25 protein-coding genes are annotated in these 21,391 nt (G+C 66.3%); 15 read left to right on the top strand and 10 right to left on the bottom strand.

Annotation, left to right across the window (positions count from 1 at the left end):
* Positions 1–67: 67 nt before the first annotated feature.
* Entirely contained in the window at positions 68–658 is a 591-nt protein-coding gene (locus ACYVN4_RS41055) for a TetR/AcrR family transcriptional regulator (protein ID WP_460728985.1), read from the top strand.
* A 109-nt stretch (positions 659–767) separates the two neighbouring features.
* Positions 768–941 (top strand): hypothetical protein, encoded by a 174-nt coding sequence (locus tag ACYVN4_RS41060; RefSeq protein ID WP_379357790.1) that lies wholly within the window; start codon positions 768–770, stop codon positions 939–941.
* 3 nt (positions 942–944) lie between these two features.
* Here the strand turns inward: ACYVN4_RS41060 and ACYVN4_RS41065 are convergent, their stop codons facing one another.
* Both ACYVN4_RS41065 and ACYVN4_RS41070 read right to left on the bottom strand, forming a co-directional pair.
* On the bottom strand, positions 945–1,283 hold the full coding sequence (locus ACYVN4_RS41065) for a winged helix-turn-helix transcriptional regulator (protein WP_460728987.1): 339 nt from the start codon (positions 1,281–1,283) through the stop codon (positions 945–947).
* Positions 1,284–1,309: 26 nt separating this feature from the next.
* Positions 1,310–2,116 carry a DUF1460 domain-containing protein gene (locus ACYVN4_RS41070; RefSeq protein WP_460728989.1) on the bottom strand — a complete coding sequence of 269 codons (807 nt, stop codon included), beginning with the start codon at positions 2,114–2,116 and terminating at the stop codon, positions 1,310–1,312.
* 101 nt (positions 2,117–2,217) lie between these two features.
* Here ACYVN4_RS41070 and ACYVN4_RS41075 point away from each other — a divergent pair, with 101 nt between their 5' ends.
* On the top strand, positions 2,218–2,964 hold the full coding sequence (locus ACYVN4_RS41075; protein WP_460728991.1) for a class I SAM-dependent methyltransferase: 747 nt from the start codon (positions 2,218–2,220) through the stop codon (positions 2,962–2,964).
* Here the strand turns inward: ACYVN4_RS41075 and ACYVN4_RS41080 are convergent.
* The gene (locus ACYVN4_RS41080) at positions 2,951–3,853 is read right to left on the bottom strand and encodes a LysR family transcriptional regulator (RefSeq protein ID WP_460728992.1); all 903 of its coding nucleotides are present in this window, start codon (positions 3,851–3,853) and stop codon (positions 2,951–2,953) included. The two genes, ACYVN4_RS41075 and ACYVN4_RS41080, sit on opposite strands and share 14 nt — an antisense overlap.
* Positions 3,854–3,990: 137 nt before the next feature.
* Between ACYVN4_RS41080 and ACYVN4_RS41085 the strand changes: the two genes are divergently transcribed.
* On the top strand, positions 3,991–5,070 hold the full coding sequence (locus ACYVN4_RS41085) for a tartrate dehydrogenase (RefSeq protein ID WP_460728994.1): 1,080 nt from the start codon (positions 3,991–3,993) through the stop codon (positions 5,068–5,070).
* Positions 5,071–5,076: 6 nt separating this feature from the next.
* Positions 5,077–6,396 carry a 2-hydroxycarboxylate transporter family protein gene (locus ACYVN4_RS41090; RefSeq protein ID WP_460728996.1) on the top strand — a complete coding sequence of 440 codons (1,320 nt, stop codon included), beginning with the start codon at positions 5,077–5,079 and terminating at the stop codon, positions 6,394–6,396.
* 23 nt (positions 6,397–6,419) lie between these two features.
* On the opposite strand, the gene ACYVN4_RS41095 is transcribed toward ACYVN4_RS41090, so the two are convergent.
* Entirely contained in the window at positions 6,420–7,916 is a 1,497-nt protein-coding gene (locus ACYVN4_RS41095) for an AIM24 family protein (RefSeq protein WP_460728998.1), read from the bottom strand.
* Positions 7,917–8,101: 185 nt separating this feature from the next.
* Here ACYVN4_RS41095 and ACYVN4_RS41100 point away from each other — a divergent pair, with 185 nt between their 5' ends.
* The 6 genes from ACYVN4_RS41100 (at position 8,102) to ACYVN4_RS41125 (ending at position 14,860) form a co-directional block, all read left to right on the top strand.
* Positions 8,102–9,493: a flavin-containing monooxygenase gene (locus ACYVN4_RS41100; protein ID WP_460729000.1), complete on the top strand. Its 1,392-nt coding sequence runs from the start codon at positions 8,102–8,104 to the stop codon at positions 9,491–9,493.
* A gap of 37 nt (positions 9,494–9,530) precedes the next feature.
* Positions 9,531–10,772, top strand: a complete 1,242-nt coding sequence (locus tag ACYVN4_RS41105; protein WP_460729002.1) for an NADH:flavin oxidoreductase/NADH oxidase family protein — start codon at positions 9,531–9,533, stop codon at positions 10,770–10,772.
* Between the two features lie 70 nt (positions 10,773–10,842).
* Complete coding sequence (locus tag ACYVN4_RS41110) at positions 10,843–11,643, top strand: SDR family NAD(P)-dependent oxidoreductase (RefSeq protein WP_460729004.1); 801 nt, start codon at positions 10,843–10,845, stop codon at positions 11,641–11,643.
* Between the two features lie 2 nt (positions 11,644–11,645).
* The gene (locus ACYVN4_RS41115) at positions 11,646–12,425 is read left to right on the top strand and encodes an acetoacetate decarboxylase family protein (protein ID WP_460729006.1); all 780 of its coding nucleotides are present in this window, start codon (positions 11,646–11,648) and stop codon (positions 12,423–12,425) included.
* Between the two features lie 31 nt (positions 12,426–12,456).
* Positions 12,457–13,581: an MBL fold metallo-hydrolase gene (locus ACYVN4_RS41120; RefSeq protein WP_460729008.1), complete on the top strand. Its 1,125-nt coding sequence runs from the start codon at positions 12,457–12,459 to the stop codon at positions 13,579–13,581.
* Between the two features lie 16 nt (positions 13,582–13,597).
* A complete protein-coding gene (locus ACYVN4_RS41125) occupies positions 13,598–14,860 on the top strand; it encodes a cytochrome P450 (protein WP_460729009.1) in 1,263 nt (420 codons plus the stop codon).
* On the opposite strand, the gene ACYVN4_RS41130 is transcribed toward ACYVN4_RS41125, so the two are convergent.
* Both ACYVN4_RS41130 and ACYVN4_RS41135 read right to left on the bottom strand, forming a co-directional pair.
* Complete coding sequence (locus ACYVN4_RS41130) at positions 14,844–15,485, bottom strand: cysteine hydrolase family protein (RefSeq protein ID WP_460729011.1); 642 nt, start codon at positions 15,483–15,485, stop codon at positions 14,844–14,846. The genes ACYVN4_RS41125 and ACYVN4_RS41130 overlap by 17 nt on opposite strands.
* Before the next feature lie 7 nt (positions 15,486–15,492).
* A complete protein-coding gene (locus ACYVN4_RS41135) occupies positions 15,493–15,840 on the bottom strand; it encodes a hypothetical protein (protein WP_460729013.1) in 348 nt (115 codons plus the stop codon).
* Positions 15,841–15,949: 109 nt separating this feature from the next.
* On the opposite strand from ACYVN4_RS41135, the gene ACYVN4_RS41140 reads away from it, so the two are divergent.
* Positions 15,950–16,381, top strand: a complete 432-nt coding sequence (locus tag ACYVN4_RS41140) for a hypothetical protein (RefSeq protein WP_460729015.1) — start codon at positions 15,950–15,952, stop codon at positions 16,379–16,381.
* Between the two features lie 9 nt (positions 16,382–16,390).
* Here the strand turns inward: ACYVN4_RS41140 and ACYVN4_RS41145 are convergent, their stop codons facing one another.
* Positions 16,391–16,759: a VOC family protein gene (locus ACYVN4_RS41145; RefSeq protein WP_460729017.1), complete on the bottom strand. Its 369-nt coding sequence runs from the start codon at positions 16,757–16,759 to the stop codon at positions 16,391–16,393.
* 183 nt (positions 16,760–16,942) lie between these two features.
* Here ACYVN4_RS41145 and ACYVN4_RS41150 point away from each other — a divergent pair, with 183 nt between their 5' ends.
* Together ACYVN4_RS41150 and ACYVN4_RS41155 are read left to right on the top strand one after the other, a co-directional pair.
* Positions 16,943–17,185 (top strand): hypothetical protein, encoded by a 243-nt coding sequence (locus ACYVN4_RS41150; protein ID WP_460729019.1) that lies wholly within the window; start codon positions 16,943–16,945, stop codon positions 17,183–17,185.
* Between the two features lie 35 nt (positions 17,186–17,220).
* A complete protein-coding gene (locus ACYVN4_RS41155; RefSeq protein ID WP_460729020.1) occupies positions 17,221–17,568 on the top strand; it encodes a hypothetical protein in 348 nt (115 codons plus the stop codon).
* A 121-nt stretch (positions 17,569–17,689) separates the two neighbouring features.
* On the opposite strand, the gene ACYVN4_RS41160 is transcribed toward ACYVN4_RS41155, so the two are convergent.
* The 3 genes from ACYVN4_RS41160 to ACYVN4_RS41170 form a co-directional block, all read right to left on the bottom strand.
* On the bottom strand, positions 17,690–18,025 hold the full coding sequence (locus ACYVN4_RS41160; protein ID WP_460729022.1) for a hypothetical protein: 336 nt from the start codon (positions 18,023–18,025) through the stop codon (positions 17,690–17,692).
* Between the two features lie 204 nt (positions 18,026–18,229).
* Complete coding sequence (locus tag ACYVN4_RS41165; protein WP_460729024.1) at positions 18,230–18,373, bottom strand: hypothetical protein; 144 nt, start codon at positions 18,371–18,373, stop codon at positions 18,230–18,232.
* Between the two features lie 550 nt (positions 18,374–18,923).
* Positions 18,924–19,541, bottom strand: a complete 618-nt coding sequence (locus tag ACYVN4_RS41170; RefSeq protein WP_460729026.1) for a DUF6228 family protein — start codon at positions 19,539–19,541, stop codon at positions 18,924–18,926.
* A 1,033-nt stretch (positions 19,542–20,574) separates the two neighbouring features.
* Here ACYVN4_RS41170 and ACYVN4_RS41175 point away from each other — a divergent pair.
* Positions 20,575–21,096, top strand: coding sequence for a DUF4442 domain-containing protein (locus ACYVN4_RS41175; RefSeq protein WP_460729028.1), 522 nt, complete (start codon positions 20,575–20,577; stop codon positions 21,094–21,096).
* Positions 21,097–21,391: the final 295 nt, after the last annotated feature.

Below are 21,391 nucleotides of genomic sequence, written 5' to 3' on the forward strand. Positions count from 1 at the left end.
CCTCACCCGACCCGCCCGGGTATCCAGCACAACGTACTGAACACACAAGAACTTAAGGAGATCCACGATGCCCCGTTCTTCCCGAGCCCAGGCCGAGTCGAACCGCCAGGAGGTGCTGGACGCGGCCGCCGCGTTGGTGCGTCGGCGCGGGGTGGGCGGCGTGACGGTGCCCGAGGTGATGTCCGCGGCCGGGCTCACCCACGGCGGGTTCTACCGGCACTTCCAATCCAAGGAAGACCTGGTCGCACAGGCGTGCGCCGCGGCGTGCGAGGAGAAGAACCTCGAGCGCGAGCAGATCCGCGCGGCCGCGCCCGACGCGGCCTCGGCGCGGCGGACCTTCGTGGAGCGTTACCTGTCCGCCAAGCATCGCGACCACCCGGCGCACGGCTGCGGAATCGCCGCGCTCGCAGGCGATGTCGCGCACACCGAGTCCGACAGCGCGCTGCGGCAGACGTACACGAAGGGGCTGCACGACATGGTCGGCCAGCTCGGCGACCTGGCCGAACGCTCCGAGGCGGTCGACGACGAGACGCTGGTGGAGGTCGCGCTGATGTCCGGCGCACTCATGCTGGCGCGTGCCAGCGCCGACGACGAACTCGCCGATCGCATCCTGACCGCGGCCCGGGACTTCCTGCTAGCCAACCGACCGGTCGGCTAACCGACCGCATCCGTTACGCAAGAGAGCCACAACCTATATCCGAATCGAGCCCGCAATGGGAATCCCTCTGTCGCAAACATTTCGCGAGCGAGAACTCGAGGAGGACGCCATGTCTGAGCCCGTGTGCATCGATTGCTGGCGGCGTGACAACCTCACGTTCACCCAGCGCCTGGATCCGGCCTACATCAAACCGGGCCCCAAATTCCGGTGCGCCATGCACCGCGCCCAGTGCGAGGCCGAGGGCCTGCTGCCGGAGCGCACCGACCACCGCGAGGCCGCCTGAGCATCACGGGGCCTGGATCACCAGCCCCGCCCGCGCACCGCGCTTCTCACCCCACTCGTAGAGCGCGGTCAGCACCGGCACCAGACTCCACCCCTCTTCGCTGAGTTCGTACTCGACCTGCGGTGGAACGGTCGGAAAAGCCGTGCGCCGCACCAGCCCATCCCCCTCCAGCTCCCGCAACTGCTGAATCAGCATCTTCTCGCTGGTATCGGGCATCAGCCTGCGCAGTTCCCCGTACCGCCGCACCCCTTCCTTGAGATGCGCCAGTATCACCGGCTTCCACTTGCCGCCGATCAGATCGACGGTCACTTCGACCGCGCAGTTGTACCGCTTCCCAGCCATATCCGACGGTAACGCGAACGGCCGAACTAGTTGGGGCGCAGGACAACCAGACCGGGGACGGTGTTCAGGTACTGGGTGAGCGGGGTGTCGACCACCTGGTTGTTGGCCGACAGCGAGGAGGCGTTGCGGAACATGGGGCCGTTGGGGGTGCTGATGAAGATGCCGACGTGGGAGACGTCGAGACCGGCCTCATCGGTGTAGGCGCCGAGGAAGTCGCCGGTGTGGAGGGCGGAGATGACCCCGTTGTCCAGGGACGCGCTGGGGATGTAGGTGATGTTGCGGTCCACCACCGGAATGCCGGGGAGGTAGTAGCCGCCACCGGCCTTGGCGTTCAGGTGCTTGGTCACCGTGACGGCGGCCGGGGTCAGGCTCGCGGTGATGTCGTTGGCGGCGACCCGGTTGGTGTTCGCCCAGTCGGTGAAGAAGTGCTTGCGGTGGGTGAATTCGACCTGGCCATCGACGTATCGGGTGGCGATGAGGTTCTGTGTGAACTGGCCGCGGTCGGCCGAGCGGCTCAGCGCCTCCACGTAGTCGAGGTAGGTGAAGCAGTCGACGCCACGGAAGTCGACGACGAGTTGTTCCGGCTGGGACGCCGAGCCGATGAGCATGTTCGCGCGGTACGGGGTGCCGAGGAAGCGGGCCGAGAGCTGCGCGATCGCGTCGGTGCGGGGACCGGTCAGCGAGTTGCGCAGGGCGAGCAGATCGTCGAGCTGCCGGGAGGTGGAGTCGTCCAGGTTCGCGTCGGCGGGCGTGGCCATGGCTTGCGCCGGCAGCAGCGCCAGCCCGAAAACGAGCGTGACCAGCATCAGTAGAACGCGGGTGACAGTGCGCAAAACCCCTCCATCAGAACGAGACGTGCAGATCGAACCTAACACCGAATTTCCGTCCCAGACAATCCTTCCACCAGCGTCGATCCCTGCGTAGGCTGCCGAGCATGATCACGACAAAGGCTCCGCAACAGCGCATCGCGGAGTTGCTCGACACCGAATCTACCGTCGTGGACGGCTACCTCGACGTACTCGGTACGGATACCCCGCCCATCAAGGGCATCGGCCAGGCCGCCATGCGGGTGCCGCTGGTGTCCCGGATCTACGAACCCATCTGGCGAAATTTCTTCCGGCTCGCCATGGGCAGCAATGCCGTCGGGGTGAATCGGGAGAAGCAGCGGGCGGTGGATTCGCTCGCGATCACCGAGGGCGCGCTGGTGCTCGATGTCGGCTGCGGGCCGGGGCTGTTCACCAGGGCCTTCGGTGACGCGGTGGGTGCGGCCGGGCTGGCCGTCGGGCTCGACGCGTCGCAGTCCATGCTGGCCGAGGCGGCCCGCACCAATGCGGTGGGATCGGTCGGTTTCGTGCGCGGCGACGCCGGGCGGCTCCCGTTCGCCGACAAGACCTTCGACGCCGTGGCCTGCTTCTTCGCCCTGCACTTTTTCCCCGACGCGGAAGGCGCGCTGGCCGAGATCGCCCGGGTCACCGTGCCCGGCGGGCGGATCGCGGTTACCGCGCTGGCGCATCCAGAACTGCTCGACTTCCCGCTGTTCCGCCGCGCCTACCAGCTCGGCGGCGCGCGCAGCCTCGCCCACCACGTCGTGCCGGATCTGCTCGCGGCGGCGGACTGTGAGATCACCAGCCGGAAGTCTTCCGGCGCGGTGCAATTCGTGACGGCCGTCAAGACCCCGTGATTCGCGCATCGAGGCCCTGCTCGAGAAAGTCGAGCAGGGTCCGGGTGCGCCGGGGCAGCGCGGGGGAATCGGTGTAGGTGGCGTAGATGTCGGCGCCGGGGGTCGGAATGTCGGCCAGCACCTGGATCAGGCTGCCGTCGCGCAACAGCGGGGCGACCTGCCACAGCGAACGCATGATGAGGCCGCGGCCCTCGAGGCACCAGCGGGTGATGACATCACCGTCATTGCTGACCAGGTTCCCGGCCACCCGCACCGCGGTGTCCGGCTGCTCGAAACGCCACAGCGCGTAATCGCTCTCGTTCTCCCGCAGCACGATGCAGTTGTGCCGCTCCAACTCCGAGAGCCGCTGCGGCTCGCCGTGCTGACCTATGTATTCCGGTGCGGCGCAGACGATTCGGCGATTGCGGCACAACCGCCGCGCGTTCAGCCGGGAATCGGGCAGCGTGCCGACGTGGATATCGAGATCGAAACCGGTGCCCGCAATATTGAGCGGCACCGACGAGAGCTCCAGATCGACCTGCACCAGCGGATGCGCAGCCACGAATTCGGCCACCAGGTCGGCGATGTGGGCGCGGCCCAGCCCGATGGTGGAGCGCACGTGCAGCCTGCCGCGCAGTTCGCCGTGCTGCTCGGCGATGGAATCCTCGAGCTCCTCCCATTGCGCGGCAAGGCGGGCCGCACCCGCGGCATACCGCTCCCCTTCCGGGGTGAGCGTGAAGCGACGGGTGGTGCGCTGGATGAGCGGCACCCCGAGACGTGCCTCCAGTTGCGCGAGGCGTTTGCTGACCGCCGAGACCGACAGCCCGAATTCGCGGGCCGCCTCGGTGAGGCTGCGGGACCGGGCGACGACGTCGAAGAACAGGATGTCGTCACTGCCACCGGCGCGCATCGGAACCTCCTGTCATTCTTTCCATTTCGGAAAAGGTCTCTTGCGCCGTTCGTACTTTCCGCGCCGGGTCACCGAGCCTACCGTTGTGATCCAGCCGACAGCAACGACGTTCGATCGGCAGCGAGGAAGGCGGAATTATGGCGACCGTGCACCGCATTGCGGTTATTCCCGGCGACGGCATCGGAAAGGAAGTCGTGCCGGAGGGAATCCGGGTCCTGGAGGGTGCGGCGGCCGCCTGCGATTTCAGCCTGGAACTCGAATATTTCGACTTCGCCAGCGCCGACTACTACATCGCGCACGGGAAAATGCTGCCGGACAACTGGTTCGATCGGCTGAAATCCTTCGACGCCCTCTTCTTCGGCGCGGTCGGCTGGCCCGAGGTGGTGCCCGACCATATCTCGCTGTGGGGCAGCCTGCTGCAGTTCCGCAGGCACTTCGACCAGTACGTGAGCCTGCGGCCGGTGCGGCTGCTGCCCGGCGTGACCGGCCCGCTGGCCGGGCGCGCACCCGGCGATATCGATTTCTATGTGGTGCGCGAGAACACCGAGGGCGAATACTCCAGCATCGGCGGGCGCATTTTCGAAGGCACGGAACGGGAAACGGTGGTGCAGGAAACCGTCATGACCCGCACCGGCGTCGACCGCATTCTGCGCTATGCGTTCGAACTGGCACAGCGGCGGCCGCGCAAACACCTCACCTCGGCGACGAAGAGCAATGGCATCTCCATTTCCATGCCCTACTGGGACGAGCGGGTCGTGGAAATGTCTCGCGCCTACCCGGAGATCGAGGTGGACAAATACCACATCGATATTCTGGCCGCGAATTTCGTGCTGCACCCCGACTGGTTCGACGTGGTGGTGGCCAGCAATCTGTTCGGCGACATCCTCAGCGATCTCGGGCCCGCCTGCACCGGCACCATCGGGATCGCGCCGAGCGGGAACATCAACCCGGAGCGACGGTTTCCCAGTCTGTTCGAGCCGGTGCACGGTTCGGCCCCCGATATCGCCGGGCGCGGCATCGCCAATCCGATCGGGCAGATCTGGAGCGCGGCCATGATGCTCGAGCATTTGGGCGAGCAGGTCGCGGCGGCCGCGGTGTTGAGCGCGATCGAGACCGTGCTCGCCGCCGGTGGGGCCGCGCTCACGCCCGACATGGGTGGCACCGGGACCACCGAATCGCTCGGCAAGGCCGTGCGGGCAGCGTTGGAAATCCGGTGAGCCGCCATGAGTTCCATTGACCGGATCCGCCGGGTCTCGCGGCGGTCGATGCCCGAGATGGACGGTGCGCCGCTGCTGATCCCGGTGGCGCTGACCGCGGCGGTGCTGCTGGCCGGGCACTTCCGGACCATTCCGGAGAACATGATCGGCGGGCTGGCGGTGATCGTCGGGCTGGGCATGCTGCTCGGTCCGCTCGGCAATCGGCTGCCCGTGGTCTCCCGCATCGGCGGGGGCGCGCTGGTGTGCCTGCTGACACCGTCGATCCTGGTGTACGCCAAGGTGTTCGACGGCAATACCGTGCGCGCCGTGTCCGCGCTGATGAAGCAGGCCAACTTCCTGTACTTCGTGATCGCCACCCTGGTCGTGGGCAGCATTCTCGGCATGAGCCGCAAGCTCATGGTGGGCGGCCTGATCCGGATCTTCCCGCCGCTGCTGGCGGGCACGGTCGCGGCGGTCGCGGCGGGGCTGGCGGTCGCGATGTTGTTCGGCAACAGCTTTCACCGGGCGCTGTTCTACATCGTGATCCCAATTCTGGGCGGCGGCATCGGCGAGGGCGTCATCCCGCTGTCCTCCGCCTACTCCTCCGCGCTCGGCGGTGAGCCGGGAAGTTATGTGGCGCAGTTGATTCCGGCGGCCATCATCGGCAATATCGCCGCGATCATCACGGCGGGCGTGCTGCGGCGGCTCGGTGACCGGAAGCCGGAGTTGGACGGCGGCGGACGGTTGGTGCGTGTCGGTGGCGACCAGTTGCGTCCCAGCACCGAGATCCCATCGCTGACAACGGATTCCATTGCCACTCGGGAGCCCAACTACGCCCTCGGTGTCCTGATGATCACCGGTCTGTTCGTCTTCGCCTCGCTGTTGGAGAAGCCGGTCCATCTCCCGGCCCCGGTGCTGGTCATCATTCTGGCGGTGCTGTGCAAGCTCGGCGGCGTGTTCCCGGCCTCGGTGGAGGCGGACGCGCGGGCGGTGTACGCGATCATCGCCCGCTGGTTCATCTTTCCCACCATGATCGGGCTCGGCATGGTGTACCTGCCGCTCAACAATGTGATGGCGGTGCTGTCGGTCGGCTATGTGATCGCCTGCACCGCAGTGGTTCTCGCGATGGCGCTGACCGGATTTCTGGTGGGCCGCGCCATCGCGATGTATCCGGTCGACGCCGCGCTCGTCACCGTCTGTCACAGCGGGCTCGGCGGCACCGGTGACGTGGCCATCCTGTCCGCCGCCGATCGCATGAATCTCATGCCGTTTGCGCAGATCTCGACCCGCATCGGCGGCGTGACCACCGTGATCAGCGCCGCCTGGCTCATTCGCCTGTTCGGGTGAGCCCGTCCTGAGTCAGGCCCCTCCTAGCCGAGCAGTCCGCCCAGCAATCCACCGGACTGCCCGGCTTCCTGACCGCCGCCGGTGCCGCCGATCATGCCGCCCGGCGGCAGTTCGGACGGCTGCACGATGACGAACCCGTGACCCGAGAACGCGAGCGTCAGACCCTCACCCGTGCTGCGGCCGATCAACCGGCCGAATCCGAACGAGTCATTGCGCTTGATCCCGGTCTGCAAGCTCGACGACCAGGCCACCGCGGCCTGCGGGTCGGCATAGGTGGGCTGGTCCACATTGAGCACCACCGGGGAGCCGTGCGTGGTGATGGCGATGCGGCCGCGACCGGTGAAGACACAGTTGAAAAAGCCCGCGTTGCTGGCATATCCGGCCGCGCCCTGCACCCGCTGAATGTTGTAGGACAGCGTCGAATCGAAGGCCAGCACGTTCGCGCCGTTGATGGTCAGCCCGTCGGTGCCGTCCAGATCCACGGTATGCACATCGGCAGCGGCATTGGCCAGGAACAGATCTCCGCGCCCGGACACCTGCATGAGCGGCACGCCCTCACCCGTCAGCCGCTGCTGAATGGCCCGCCCGATGCCGCCGGACCCGAGCGCCTTGAACTGCAGATCCCCCTGATAGGCCACCATGGATCCGGCACGCGCGAGCGTCTCCCCATTCACCGCGACCCGAATCATCTTGCTGCCCTGCTTCTGAATGCCGACACCACTGACCTCGGCGTGATTCGGATGGAACAGCTCACTCTGCACGGACGGGACTCCTTGTGGGGCTGGAAAATACTGTGCGGCTCGGGGATTAGGCATGGTGGGCGCGATCGGCGGCGACCCCGGATACGGCGGCGGTGGGACCGGCTGCGGCGGGGTGAAGGGCTGCGGCGCGGGGAACGGCTGGGCAGGCACCGGTGAGGGCGGCGGCGCGAAAGGCTCTGGGCGCGAGAGCACCTGGGTCGGCGCGACGCGGCTCGCCGGTACGGACTGTTGGGGCGGGCTACTCGGCTGTGCCGGTTCCGGCTCGTCGTCGATGTTCACGCCGAACGCGGCGGCCAGCCCGGCCAGCCCGTCGTCATAGCCCTGGCCGACCGCCCGCACCTTCCACGCATCGCCGCGCCGATAGATCTCCACGCAGACCACGGCCGCCTCGGTGGTCAGGCCGTTCATGGGGAAAGTCAGTGTGCCCGCGGCAGATCCGATGGTGGCGGTCAACGTCCCAGCCCCGGCGAAGGTGGCGGGCCCGCTGCCGTCGAGGCTCGCGGTGACGGCGACCCGATCGACAGCGGCGGGCAGCGCGGAGGTCTGTATCTGGACCATGTCCCCGGCCCCGCGCCCGTGCCGATACACGACACCCGGTGCGACCGGCTGATTGAAGAAGACGAAATCGCCGTCGGACCGTACCCGCCCGTCGGCTCCCAGCAGCAACGCCGAGACGTCCACGGCCGCCGCGCAGGTCACGGTGACCGTCAGCCGTTCGGCGGGCGCGGGCCGATTCTCCCCGCGTGCCAGCGCCGTCACCACGCCCCCTCGGCACGGACCTGTTCGCGCAATACCCGATTCACAGGATCCAGTGTGTCGAATGTCCGCGGCGGCGGCCATCCGGATGTTCCCCGATGTCCACGCCGGTCTTGACATTCAACCCTCGCCGCCCAAATACTACACTCACTGTAGCTACATGGACCGTAGCTTTGAGGGAGGTCGCAATGGGGCGTCGTTACTGCATCATCGGAGCGGGATACACCGGCCTGGCCGTGGCCAAGGCCTTTACCGATCTCGGCCTGGATTACGACCAGCTCGAGGCCACCGATGCCATCGGCGGCAACTGGTCGCACGGGGTGTACGACTCCACGTACCTGATCAGTTCCAAGGACGTCACCGAGTACCCCGACCACCCGATGCCCGACGCCTACCCGGACTTCCCGAGCGCCGCGCAGATGCGGGACTACCTGCGATCCTTCGCCGCGGAATTCGGGCTCGACCGCCGCATCGAATTCGGCGCGCTGGTGGCCGACGTCGGCCCGCTGGACGCGACCGGAGCAGCCGGGTGGCGGGTCGAACTCGCGAGCGGCGAGGTGCGCGAGTACACCGGCGTGGTGGTCGCCAACGGCCACTACTGGGACACCAATATCCCGTCGTACCCGGGCGAATTCACCGGCAAGCAGATCCATTCCAAGGACTACAAGCGGCCCGCCGACCTGGAAGGATCGCGGGTGCTGGTGGTCGGGGCTGGGAACTCCGGCTGTGATCTGGCGGTGGAAGCCGCTGTGACGTTCGGCAATTCGGAGATCTCGCTGCGCCGCAGCTACTGGTTCATCCCCAAGTACGTCTTCGGCATCCCGAGCGGGAAATTCGATGTCGGCTCGGTGCCGGTCCCGAAGCTCGCCCAGGAGGCCGTCTTCCGGTCCCTCGTCGCGCTGGGCATGGGCAGCTTCGACAGTTTCGGGCTGCGCAAGCCCGAGCACCGGATCTTCGAGCAGGATCTGGTGGTCAACCAGCAATTGCCGTACTTCCTGAAGCACGGCCGCATCGCGGTCCGGCCGGAGATCGCCCGATTCGACGGTCACACAGTGTCTTTCGTCGACGGCACCGTCGGTGAGTACGACACCATCGTCTGGGCGACAGGTTTCAAGACCACCTTCCCGTTCCTGCGCGACGGGCTGCTCGAATGGGAGCACGGCCAGCCACGGCTGGTGGCGCACACCTTCGCCCCGGGCCTGGCCAACCTGTATTTCGCGGGCCTGGTCGCGCCGCGCTCCGGGGCGGGCATGCTGTTGATGAACTCGTCTCGCCTGATCGCCGAATCCGCGCTGCTGCAGCAGGATCTCGACAGCCCGATCGGCGATCTCTACGCCCACGTGTCCAAGCCCTCCGCTGAAATCCTCGCGGGTGGACCGGAATTGCGCTGGGAGGCGCTGCGCGGCCGCTGGCTGGTGCGCGGGCTGACCCAGCTCACAACGATTCGCGCGCTGCTGTCCGGTGTTTCGGAACGCGGCGGCCGGTCGGCCGAAACCACCGATTCGCACGAGGAATCGCCCGGCGGCCTCCCGGTGAGTGTCCTACGCCCGCTGCTTGCTGTCGCCCGCCGCATCGCCTGATCACACCAATCCGCCTGCGCCACACCAGGAGCCACTCATGCCACCCAAGACCCGCACACCTCGCATCGTTGCCGTCGGTAGTCCGCTCACCTTGCCCTGCGGGGTGACGCTGCCCAATCGGCTGGCCAAGGCCGCCATGAGCGAGCAGCTCGGCGAGATCACCGGCGCGCCCAGCCAGACCCTGACCCGCCTCTACAGCGCATGGGGACGCGGCGGTGCAGGCCTGCTCGTCACCGGCAATGTCATGATCGATCGGCGCGCCTATGTCGAACCGCGCAATGTCACCCTCGAGGACGATCGGCACTTGGAAGCCGTAAGCAATTGGGCGCGTGCGGGTTCCCGGGCGGGCGCGGTCATGATCATGCAGATCAATCACCCCGGACGGGTGGCGGTCGGTCCGTTGAATCGGCGTCCGGTCGGCCCGTCGGCGCTGCGGCCCGAGGTGATCGGCTACAACCTGCGCAAGCCGCGCGCGCTGTCGCTCGACGACATTGCCGAGCTGCGGCGGCGGTTCGCGCGGACCGCGGAACTGGCGGTGGCGGCGGGCTTCTCCGGGGTTCAGGTACATGCGGCGCACGGCTATCTGCTGTCGCAGTTCCTGTCTCCGTTGGCCAATCAGCGCACCGATGAGTACGGCGGCTCTCCGGAGAACCGTCGCCGGTTGCTGCTCGAGGTGGTCGCAGATGTCCGGAAAGCCATCGGCGCCAACGCGATTCTCTCGGTGAAGCTGAACTCAGCCGACTTCCAGCGCAGGGGGCTGGAAGAAGGCGAGTCGCTCGACGTGGCGCTGGCGCTCGAACAGGCCGGGATCGATCTGCTGGAGATCTCCGGCGGCAACTATGAGGCCCCGGCCATGACCGGTGTGGTGCAGGACAGCACGCGCGAGCGCGAAGCCTATTTCTTGCGTTATGCCGAAGAGCTGCGCTGGCGTTCGACGATGCCGCTCATGCTCACCGGAGGCATTCGCACCCTGGACTTCATGAACGAGGTGCTGGCCGGGGGCGCGGTCGACGTGATCGGTCTCGGCCGTCCGTTCGCGATCCGCCCGAATATTGCCGCGGACCTGCTGTCCGGCACCGCCGAGCCGCTGGTGCTACCCACCGCGCCACGCATCCCACTCCCCCTCGCGCCGGTCAATTCCTACCTCCAACTCGCCTGGCACGCAGCGAATTTCCGTCGCATCGCCGGCGGAGACCAGCAGGTCAGCGGGCCGGGCGCGATCCGCACCCTGGCCGCGGCCGGAGCCACCGTGACCGCCCGCGCGCTCACCCAGTTCTGAGCCGAGGAATCTCCATGAGCCCCAATGTCTCCGGCCGCGCCCTGAACCACTTCCGATCGAGGAGTCCGCGATGAATCTCCCCACACCCACCGCCACCTCGCGGGCCGTCGTCACGGGGGCCTCCTCGGGCATCGGCGTCGCTCTGGCCGAGGAGCTTGCCCGCCTGGGCTATTCGCTGGTCCTGGTGGCCCGGCGCGAGGACCGGTTGCGCGAGCTGGCCGCGCTGCTCAGCGCACGCCACGGCGTCGAGGCCGAGGTGCGGACCGTTGATCTGTCCGACGCGGGCGAGCGCGGAAAGCTGTGCGATGAGCTGGCCGTGCGGGATATCGCGGTGCTCTGCAACAACGCCGGGTTCGCTACCTACGGCGATCTGGCGAACGCGAGCCCTGCCCGCGAGCGTCAGCAAGTCGTGCTGAATTCCGTTGCCGTACACGACCTCACGCTGGCCGTCCTGCCCGGCATGGTGGAGCGGGGTGCGGGCGCGATCCTGATCACCGGTTCCACCGCGGGCAATCAGCCCGGGCCGGGCAACGCCACCTATGCGGCCACGAAGGCGTTCGCCAATACCCTCGCCGAATCCTTGCATTCCGAGCTCGCGGGCACGGGGGTGAGTTGCACGCTGCTCGCGCCCGGGCCGGTGCGCACCGAGTACGCCGAGGTCGCCGAGGTACCGAAGCTGGACAGGCTGGTTCCAGGACCACTGTGGGTCAGCGCGGAACAGGCTGCGCACGAGGCGGTCTCGGGTCTGGCCGCCGGTCGCCGTCGGGTGGTGCCGGGGGCCTTCGCCAAGGTCCAGACGGTCAGTGGCCAGTACACCCCGCGCGCGCTGATCGGCCCGATCCTGCGCACCGTCTACCGGAAGGTGAAGTGATCATGGGCTGGGAACCCGCCATTCGCACGGTCGGCCGCTCACTCGGCAATGATCTGCGCCGGGTGCTGGCGATCGGCGATCCGCGCCGCAGCCTGTACCGGGACGCCCATTACTTCAGTGCCACAGTAGAAATCGATCCCGAGGCCATGAGGAAGTGGCTGCCCGCCGGTGTCCGCCTGACCGAACCGGCCCGCGCTGACCTGTTCACCGCGTGCTTCCCGGACAACAACTTCGAGTCGCCGGGGTATCACGAGGCCGGGTTGTTCGTGCACATCAAGACCGTGCAGGGCACCGGAATCCATTGTCCCTGGATGATTCTCGACGATGACGTGGCTTTGATCATCGGGCGTGAGCTGCTCGGGTATCCGAAGAAGCTCGGCGAGGTCGATTGGACGGTCACCGACACCGAGATCCATGCCACCGCGACCCGTCGCGGGCACAAGTTGCTCGGCATGGGCGGGCGGCTGGGCGAGGTGATCACCGATCCGCCGCCGATCCTGGCTCGCCCGCACCGCAATGTCGTCGGTCTCGCGGGGTTGTTCCCGTCCTGGCTGGTCGGCTTCACCCCGCGCGAGAGCGTGGTCGAGGTGCGTCGGATCGATGACTTCTACCTCGAAGTGCAAGGCTCCGAACGTGATCCGCTCGATCAGATGGGCATCGGCCGGGTACTCGACGCGCGCTTGCACCGCGTCGACCTGCTTGGCGTGTGGGTTCCGCCGATTCCGCTGCGCCCGCTCACCCCGCTGTTCAGCATGACTCGTATGCGGCCTCGAATCCTGTGACCGCATCGACCACCGCACCCAGGAGGCTCGCATGAGCATCGCCGAACGCCTCAGTACCGAACCGCTGGCCATTCCACGCCCGGCCACCACCGCGCCGTTCGCCCGCATCGATACCTTCGACAAGGCACTGTCCGCGCCCGGCGGTTTCGGTGCGCGGCTGCGCGCGGTGCGCACGGCCGCACTGGATTTCAAGCGGGAGTTCGCCGCCACCGGTCGTCCGGACTCGGTGCGCACGCACGATCTGATCTCGCTGCCGTATCCGACGCGGTACGGGCTGTTCCGGGCCGCGATCAGTCCGACACCGTTCGTCACGATCAGCAATCGCATGCTGATCGTGCGCTGGACCGAGTCGGACGGCACGCCGCGGACGCTGCTGTTCGAGCCGAGTGATCACGAACTCGACTCCTACACACCGTATTTTGCCGAGCTCGACAAGATGACCCCGGGACCGCTGCGTGGACTGTTCGTGACCGCGCACTCCGATGTGCTCACCGCGTGCCGACAAGCCGGAGTCGATCCGGCCTCGGTCGATTACCTCGCCTTCGACCATCTGCACACCCAGGATGTGCGGCGCTGGCTGGGCACTACCCGCCCGCAGCCCGACATCAGCCCGGATCGGCCGGTAGCGGCGGCCTTCCCGAACGCCAAGCTGCTCGCGCAGCGCGATGAGCTGGAGGCCATGGCGGATCTGCATCCGTTCCAGCGGCCCTGGTATCAGCCGACCACCTTCGTGGATCTGCCGCCGGAGAAGATCCTGCCGCTGGACGGCAGCGTGCTGCTCGGCCCGGGGGTAGCGCTGATCTCCACGCCCGGACATGCCATGGGCAATCACTCGCTGGTGCTCAATACCGACACCGGAATCTGGGCGATCAGCGAGAACGCCATCGCCGCCGAATGTCTCACGCCCGAGCGTTCGCGTATTCCGGGGCTCGCGCACGCGGCGAAGTCCTGGGGGCACGAGGTTGTCCTGAACGCCAATACGATCGAGACCACCTACGAGCAGTACAACTCGCTCGTCATCGAGAAGACAATCGTGGATGTGTCCCAACAGGATTCCAGGTTCCTGCAGTTCTTCCCCTCCAGCGAGCTGACCGGCGCGCTGCTCAACCCCGGCACCTCGCCCACCTTCACCCATCGCGCCATCCGGCACGGCTGACCTCCAGGCGGTATCCATGACCACCGCGTCCTCCCCGGGCTTCTTCGCCGGGCTGCTGAATCCGGCCAATCGCGCCGATCCCTATCCGCTGTACGACCGCATGCGCGAGCACGGGCCGGTGCGGCTCGGCGGCGGGCCGGTGGTGGTGTTGACCTCCTATCGGGATTGCGCGACGGTGCTGCGGCATCCGGGGGCGGTGGTGGATCGGCGGCACGCGGCATTGCCGTTGGGGCCGACGCCGACCCACGATCTCGCCGGGGAGCGGGCGGCGGAATTGGCGGGGACGCACTCGTTCCTGTTCCGGGACGCGCCCGACCACACACGGTTGCGGCGGCTGGTCGCCAAGGCGTTCACCCCGGCGGTGGTGCGGGCGATGGCGCCGCGGATCACCGCCATCGCGGACGCCGCCCTGGATCGGGCCGCCGAGCGTGGGCGGCTGGATGTGGTGGCGGATCTGGCGTATCCGCTGCCGATCACGGTGATCTGTGAGCTGCTGGGGGTGCCGGTCGAGGACGAGCCGCGCTTGCGGGCGTGGTCGAGCATGCTGGCCCGCACCCTCGACCCGGTGTCGGGGACGGCCACCACGGGTCGCCCCGATCCGGTCGAGTTGGTGCGCGCCAATAACGACGTGCACGAGTACTTCGAACAATTGGCCCGCGACCGGCGTCGGCACCCCGGCGACGACCTACTGTCCGCGCTGATCGCGGCGGAGGAATCCGGTGACGCGCTCAGCCACGACGAGCTCATCGCCACCTGCGGCCTGCTTCTCATCGCCGGACACGAGACGACCGTCAACCTCATCGCCAATGCCACGCTGGCGCTGCTGGGCCACCGCCATCACCTGGCCATTCTGCGCGCCGCCGGGTCCTTCGCCGGGCCGGTGATCGAGGAGACGCTGCGCTACGACCCACCGGTACAGCTGGTACCGCGCATCGCTCGCGACTCGATCTCGTTGCCGGGCATCGAGATCGAGTCCGGGGACATGATCGTCATGCTGCTGGCCGCCGCCAATCGGGACCCGGAGATGTTCGCCGACCCGGGCCGCTTCGACCCGGCCCGCGAGAACCGCCACCTAGCCTTCGGACTCGGCCAGCATTTCTGCCTGGGTGCGCCGCTGGCCCGGCTGGAAGCCGATATCGCGCTCACCCGGTTGGCGCGGCGGGTGGTCGATCCGCGGCTCGACGGCGAGCCGCCGTACCGGGAGCATGTGACTTTGCGCGGACCTTCGGCGATCTCGTTGTCCTACAGGGAGATACTGCCCGCTATCGCCGGTTCATGAGTGCGGCGAGGGCAGCGGTGTCGGTTGTTCGAGAGCCGCCCGCGAAAGCCAGTGCGGCCAGGGAACGTTCGGCCTCCTCGGGATGTCCCGCGCCGCAGGCGTCGGTCACCACGATGGGCAGGTAGCCGAGGTCGGTGGCGTGGCGGACTGTCGGTTCGATGCCGACTTCCATGGCTATACCGGCGATCGCAAACGCGCCGATTCCCAAGTCGCGCAAGGCGATATCGAGCGGGGTACCGGCGAAGGCCGACATGGTGAGCTTGTCGAAGACCACCTCGTCGGGCCCCGGCGACAGCTCCGGGACCAGCTGATACTGCGGTGATCCCTGCGGGAAGGCGGCGCGCACCTCGGCGGGATCGTCCAGGCGCTGCCACTCCATCGCCGTTCGCAGCTGCGATGCTCCCGCCGCGGCCGGTGGCATCGACATGTGGCGTGTGTAGAACACCCGAAATCCGTTGGCACGCGCTGCATCCCGCAATTGCAGACAGGATTTCACGATGCGCTCACCATCGGCGAGCTGCCCAACGATGCCGACCTGCATGTCATAGATCAACACCGCCATCCGCTCGGGATGGCAAGCGTCCTCGACGGTTTGCGGGATCGTCAGTCCGTAAGCGTGTCGCATGCCGCCCTCACGCGGTGCGATCGTAGGGTTCCGCCACATCCACGGAGGCGTCCATCAACGCCTCCAGCGGCAGCGGCGCCATCACCGGAATCAACGTCCACTCGAGAAAACCCTTCTTGCTCAGCGGAAAGTCGTCGATATACCGCTTGGCCTCCTCAACGGTGTCCACCTCGAACACAATGACCACCCCGGGCTCATCCGCCCGCGCATAGTTCTCCCGCACAATCCCCGCCTTCCACAGCCGCCACACATTGGCAACCTCCTCCGGCAGAAACGGCGTAATCGTCTCGAGCGTGACACCGGGCTTGAATCGATCGAATGTAATGACCTTCATGAGAACCCATGTAAGCCCCATGATTACACCGTTACAAGTGCTTACTTTTCAGTGAGTAGCGCCTATCGATCTGCCGAAATACCCCCGATGCTGCGGGCTTCCGCCAGGGGTGACTGGCAGGATGCGGACTATGAACCGTGCCCGGATCGCCGCCCTCGCCTGCAGCGTGGCCGCTACCGCCGTCACCCTCGCCGGTTGCTCGTCCAGCAACACCGACCAGGCCGCGCCGACCGCCAAACCGCCGGGCACCACCAAGTCCACGTCAACCATGGCCGGCTTCCCCGAACCACCGCCCTACACCGTCGATGTCCAAGGCAAAGAGATCCACGTCGCCACCACCAGCGCCGACCCCACCGACCTCCTCAACACCTACAACCAGGTGGCCCGAACCCTCCAGCCCTCCCTCCCCGAGGGCGCCTACTCCGTCCAAATCAACTGCGCAACCAGCGGCACGAACAACCTCCTAGCCACCGGCACCCTCGCCTACGGCAAACAAGGCCTGGCCCAAATCGGCGGCCAAGGAAAGTTCGAGGGCGTCGTCCCCGACGCCCACTGCCCGTAGATCAGCCGACTAGCCCCAATTGGCGGCGAGGGTGAGGCAGAACGGGTGGCCACTCGGATCGAGCAGCACCCGCCAGGTTTCACCGGGTTGGAACGCCGGCACCGTAGCGCCCAACTCGACCATTTGCTTACTGGCCATCTCAAGGTCCTCGACCGCCAGATCCAGATGGAACTGCTTGCTTCCATTCTCGTTCGGCCAGGCAGGCGGCTGATAATCCGGGACCGTGCCGAATCCCAGCGCATGGTCCGGACCGGTGAGCATGGCGTACTCGTCCTGCACGTGGGCAATCTTCCAACCGAGCGCGGCCGCCCAGAACTCCGCGTCTCGCCGCGCATCGGCACTGTCCAGGGTGAGCATCTTCAGCGTGGCAACTGCCATGGTTTCGTCCCTTCCCGCAACAACATTGCTGTCGGCTCAGTCTGCAGCGCCCACGCCGCCCGCGATTGTAAGAACGCGACACCGACCGGTGCCCCTGGAATTACGGGCACGCAATCTGAAAATAGCGTTGTTCAGAATTGCTAGCCTCGAGGCCTCGTACACCGACCGCCGAAGGAGCCCCGAGTGTCCAAGGTCAACGCCAGAACCAAGATCCGTGGAACACTGGCTGTCGCAGTGCTTCTCACCGGTTTGGCCGCCGCCAAGGGTGTGGCCTACGCCGCCCCGACCACCCCGCAGCCCGTCGCCGCAACCGGCTCGGCCGACCAGGCCACCGGGTCGGCACAAACCGGAATCGGAGCCCTACTCTCCATCATCTTCGGCCACATCCTCGTTCCCGAGCCAGGCCATGGATCCGGCGTCTCATAGCCGAATTCCCCACCCTGTCAGGTAAATTTGGACCGGTGTCTCGGTTTCGTGAGTGGCTCGGAACTGTTGTGCAGCTTGCGGGTGGGCTGTTCATCGGTGGCCTGATGGCATTCCGCGTCTACCCGATGATCGACTTTCGGCTTCGACGAGTATTCGGTACCGACACGCCCACACCCTCCGGGAACGGCCTCGAAACGGCGGGTTATTGGGCAGCCTGGATCATTTCGTTCGGCGCAGTGGTCGCGGTCGGGGTCGCGGTTTCCAAGGTCCGCCGCATCCGGCTGTTGGGCGTGACGGCGACAACCTTCTTCATGGTGTGTGGTGCCGTGATCTCTTTGCTCTTCATCGCCTTCGACTTCGGCGGAGCGCCCCACCCGGATTGACCGACACCCAGCGGGGCCGTTGATCTTCAGACAGTGGACTCACACAGGGGTTTCCCGGGAATGCGAACGGCCGCGCACCTCTGGGGTGCGCGGCCGTTTCACCGATCCGCTTGGTGTGGGATCAGGGCAGGACCTGCGGGACGACGGACGGGTTCGTCGCGCCGACGAGAGCACCGATCAGTCCACCGGCGAGCGCGCCGGTCGCGCTACCCACGGCCGGCACCGCCGAACCAACAGCCAATCCCACGAGCGCGCCGCCGGCGGCACCATTCATCACCGGATCCGAGTTCGCCGCGTCCGGGTTTGTGGTGACCGGCTGCAGGTCGATGCCCGCCGCCACCGGCTGCAACTGCGGAGCTTGCGCGACCGGAGCGGCCTGCGCGTTGCCCGCGAACGCGATGGTGGCCGCGACCGGCAGCACGGCCAGCACACCAGCAGAAAGGACCCGACGCTTCATAAATTTCCTCCACATCCCCGGCATCGATCCGAATTGAACCGAATGCCCACACAACTACGTCGATACTTCGTATCGGATCCGGACCCACTAGATCAACGTCGGATAACGGAGTGTGTCTCGAATCACTGTGCAGGAGCACAATTTCGGTCACCGAGCAGACTAACTCCCGCACCCCAACAAGGACTTGACCGAAAGGGTGCCTACCTAGAGCGGAAGTTCAGCTGACGCTTCGCACTCTGCGAAATAGCGATCGAGCAGATCGAACAGCACGTCGAGCAGGTGGGTCTCCTGCTCGGGAGTGAGATCGGTGACGAAATCCCACTCGGGCAGCGCGATCTGCGTGATCAACCCAGACCAGACCAAACTGCTTTGGCGACGAAGATGATTGGCCAGGAGCCAGTCACGAAACCCCCCAGCCCTCGACCGCCCGACCGGCGTGCGGCGTAGTCGGGTCGGTCGGCTTCGGCGCGATCTTTCGTGCTCGCTGGGCGAAATGAGCGTCGAGGCCCATGCTCTTCTCCATCCCGCGAGTCCACCATGCCGAGCCGAACCACACGAGACAAGAGTTCGCACAGCCTGATCCGGTGCAGACGCAACGCACTGGCTCGACAGAATTGGCGTGTGGTCGGCCGCGCGTCGGCCTGCCGAACAGCCTTGTAGCGGCATTGTGGTGCACAGTCATCCGTGGGGCGGGCAGCAACAGCAACTCCAGCGTGACCGGCTTCAACCCGCATACCAGCCCTTCGGACAAGCCACATCCCGGACCAGCCCTCGAGACCAGCTCTGCACCCACACCGACGTCTTGACATAGAGGGGTGCCAGATCAGTGCGTTCGCCGGCGGGTGCCAGCCGTCCTGAACCGAGCGATCAGCGGCTACCTAGAGAAGCGGACACACGCTTACGGTCGGCGCTCGGCGTCATCGGGTAGTACGAATCGATGGACGGCAGCTGCGAACTGTCGCAACTGCTCACCAGCTTCCAGGTAGGTCACGACCGTTGCCGCCCAGGAAAGAGATTCACTTGGCTGACGGTTCAGGCTCCAGTCCAGCCGAACATGCCCCAAGGTCAAATGTCGCGCTTCGATCCGCAGCTCGTGGTCCATGCTCTCCCACGTTCGGATGCCTTGCCAGCCAGCGAAATCCCGTTCCAATGTGTTGAGGAAGCCGGGCAGCGAGCGACCGTTGACGTAATCGAGGATGAGTCCGTGCATCGACGCCGCCATCCCGTCCCCAGACAATTCAACGCAGACCGCTACGAAGTCGTCGCTGTATGGAACGGTGCGGTGCCACAGCCGCACCCTTGTGTCGGCTGAACGGTCCATGACCTCGATCGCCTCATCTCGATCGACCATCTCGCTCTCGAATTCGCAGGATGCCATCCTGTTGCGCGTCAGGGCGGCAGGAGTCCTACGCGAACGTTGCGTGAGTGGAATGATTGAGGTCGAGCACGCCCATCCGCACTCGGGAGAGTAGGTACCTGCGATGACGAATCCGGAACAGCCGAAAGAGACATCCACCGACGACTCCAGTGCGGCTGGCGACCCAATCCTGAATGAGCTGAAAGACCGAGTGCTGGAAACTCTGCCTTCGTACACCGAAGTCGATCTCACTGACTAGGGCCTGTACCCACACCGATGTCTTGGCATAGAGGGCCGCCAGTAGCAGACGTTCGCGGCGCTCAGATCAGCTCGGCCGGTTGATCTTCCGCTGCACCGCGCTGGCCGGTTCGGTCAGCGCGATATGCAGTACAGGATGCTCCTGCGCCGCTGGCGTTCTCTCGGTCGACCTCTCCCCACCGGACGTGCGGCATGCGACAGCAGCGCTCGCTCACGAATGCACTCTCGGCAGCTTCCGGTATGACACATCTACTACCTCGACCAACCACTAAGCGGTCAGGACGTCCTGAAGTGTCCGCGGACGTGCAGCCTGTGGACTACCTCGCTTACNTCCTCCTGCTGGTCCTCCCAGTTCGCCCCGCCGCTGCCGGGTGCGGAGTCGTCGGTCATCGCGTTCCTTCCTCCCTGGCCGGCTCGTTGCCGACCTTTCGATGGTCCCATGACGACGTACCCGATACGCGAAATCGGTTTCACCACTTATGAGTACGACGCATACGCATCGGCAGGTAAGCGCGTTCAACCGGCACTGGCCGGGCCGGTCCGAACAGGCTTGTAAGCGGCGTTCCGGATCCCCGGGCACTGGCCGACCGCCGCCGATCCCACACCCTCCCCAGCAATACCGAAGTCGTAATCACCAGCACCAGAAGATATCTCGTCGCCGAGTGGCACATTCTGGAGATGTTCGGCTGGTTTGTCCTCCATTTTGTGCCACTCGACATTCGGCATGATGGTGCGTTTTCGGCGACCGTGATGCGCTCGGCCCGTTGATCTTCCACAGACCCTCGCTGACCGCCTCGGACCGCGCGGGTCGCGGCAGAAGCGGACGTTCTTCGCGAGGACCGGCCGGGTCGACCTGCCTGTGCCATGATCGTGACGGAGCAGTGGAAAGCGGTGTCGATACATACCGATCACCGCGGGGAGGGGTCTGAAAGCGATGTCGAATGACCGTGCCGCGCACCCTGATAGGCCATCGAAGGACCCGTCGAAGGGGATGCTCTATCCGGGCGAATCGCCGCGCCTGTATCGGCTGCTGTTCAACGCCTTCCCGCCCTATCTGTTCGCCGGTGTGCGAGTTCGACAGATATCCGACGACTGGACGACCGTGCGTGTGACCTACCGGATTCGTCCGTGGAACCGCAACAATCCCAACCGTGCCGCCTTCGGAGGCACTCTGTACTCGATGACCGATCCCTTCTTCGGGATCATGGCCTACGGACAGCTCGGCCGCGACTATCGCGTATGGAACACGGTCGGAAGCATCGAATTCCTCGCGCCAGGTCGAGGAACGGTCACCGCGACGATGCGACTCCCGCGAGCGCAGGTCGACGCGATAAGGGACACGACCACCTCGGGCGCCAAGTCCATCACCGACCACACCGCCGAGATCCTCGACGAAACCGGCACCCTGGTTGCTCGTGCCAGCCAGAAACTCTACGTGCGCCGCCTCGGCAACTAGACGCCACAATCGTTCAAACCGCGCGGTATGCGGCTGTTCAGGGCGCCCGACCCGCAGTCGATCCTCACGCTCGCCACCACCGCAAACGTCGTGATCGCGAGCAACGGTGCGCATCTCGTCGCCGAGTGGCGCATCCTGGAGGGGTTTCGTCTGGTCTGTCCTCCATTTTGTGCCACTCGGCATTCGGCAAGAGAGGATGTTTCACCGGTCTCGGATCGTCTCGGCGCGTTGATCTTCGGCCCGCTGTCGCTGGCCGGTTCGGTCTGCGCGACCAGCGGCAGAGTAGTGCGTTGTG

The organism is Nocardia heshunensis (assembly GCF_054782115.1).

Coding starts and splice junctions, on each gene's coding strand:
- ACYVN4_RS41160 (WP_460729022.1), bottom strand. CDS start 18,025: ATGAAGCGTCGGGTCCTTTCTGCTGGTGTGCTGGCCGTGCTGCCGGTC.
- ACYVN4_RS41075 (WP_460728991.1), top strand. CDS start 2,218: ATGATCACGACAAAGGCTCCGCAACAGCGCATCGCGGAGTTGCTCGAC.
- ACYVN4_RS41110 (WP_460729004.1), top strand. CDS start 10,843: ATGAATCTCCCCACACCCACCGCCACCTCGCGGGCCGTCGTCACGGGG.
- ACYVN4_RS41090 (WP_460728996.1), top strand. CDS start 5,077: ATGAGTTCCATTGACCGGATCCGCCGGGTCTCGCGGCGGTCGATGCCC.
- ACYVN4_RS41120 (WP_460729008.1), top strand. CDS start 12,457: ATGAGCATCGCCGAACGCCTCAGTACCGAACCGCTGGCCATTCCACGC.
- ACYVN4_RS41135 (WP_460729013.1), bottom strand. CDS start 15,840: ATGGGGCTTACATGGGTTCTCATGAAGGTCATTACATTCGATCGATTC.
- ACYVN4_RS41115 (WP_460729006.1), top strand. CDS start 11,646: ATGGGCTGGGAACCCGCCATTCGCACGGTCGGCCGCTCACTCGGCAAT.
- ACYVN4_RS41105 (WP_460729002.1), top strand. CDS start 9,531: ATGCCACCCAAGACCCGCACACCTCGCATCGTTGCCGTCGGTAGTCCG.
- ACYVN4_RS41055 (WP_460728985.1), top strand. CDS start 68: ATGCCCCGTTCTTCCCGAGCCCAGGCCGAGTCGAACCGCCAGGAGGTG.
- ACYVN4_RS41085 (WP_460728994.1), top strand. CDS start 3,991: ATGGCGACCGTGCACCGCATTGCGGTTATTCCCGGCGACGGCATCGGA.
- ACYVN4_RS41175 (WP_460729028.1), top strand. CDS start 20,575: ATGTCGAATGACCGTGCCGCGCACCCTGATAGGCCATCGAAGGACCCG.
- ACYVN4_RS41145 (WP_460729017.1), bottom strand. CDS start 16,759: ATGGCAGTTGCCACGCTGAAGATGCTCACCCTGGACAGTGCCGATGCG.
- ACYVN4_RS41140 (WP_460729015.1), top strand. CDS start 15,950: ATGAACCGTGCCCGGATCGCCGCCCTCGCCTGCAGCGTGGCCGCTACC.
- ACYVN4_RS41130 (WP_460729011.1), bottom strand. CDS start 15,485: ATGCGACACGCTTACGGACTGACGATCCCGCAAACCGTCGAGGACGCT.
- ACYVN4_RS41080 (WP_460728992.1), bottom strand. CDS start 3,853: ATGCGCGCCGGTGGCAGTGACGACATCCTGTTCTTCGACGTCGTCGCC.
- ACYVN4_RS41100 (WP_460729000.1), top strand. CDS start 8,102: ATGGGGCGTCGTTACTGCATCATCGGAGCGGGATACACCGGCCTGGCC.
- ACYVN4_RS41065 (WP_460728987.1), bottom strand. CDS start 1,283: ATGGCTGGGAAGCGGTACAACTGCGCGGTCGAAGTGACCGTCGATCTG.
- ACYVN4_RS41125 (WP_460729009.1), top strand. CDS start 13,598: ATGACCACCGCGTCCTCCCCGGGCTTCTTCGCCGGGCTGCTGAATCCG.
- ACYVN4_RS41060 (WP_379357790.1), top strand. CDS start 768: ATGTCTGAGCCCGTGTGCATCGATTGCTGGCGGCGTGACAACCTCACG.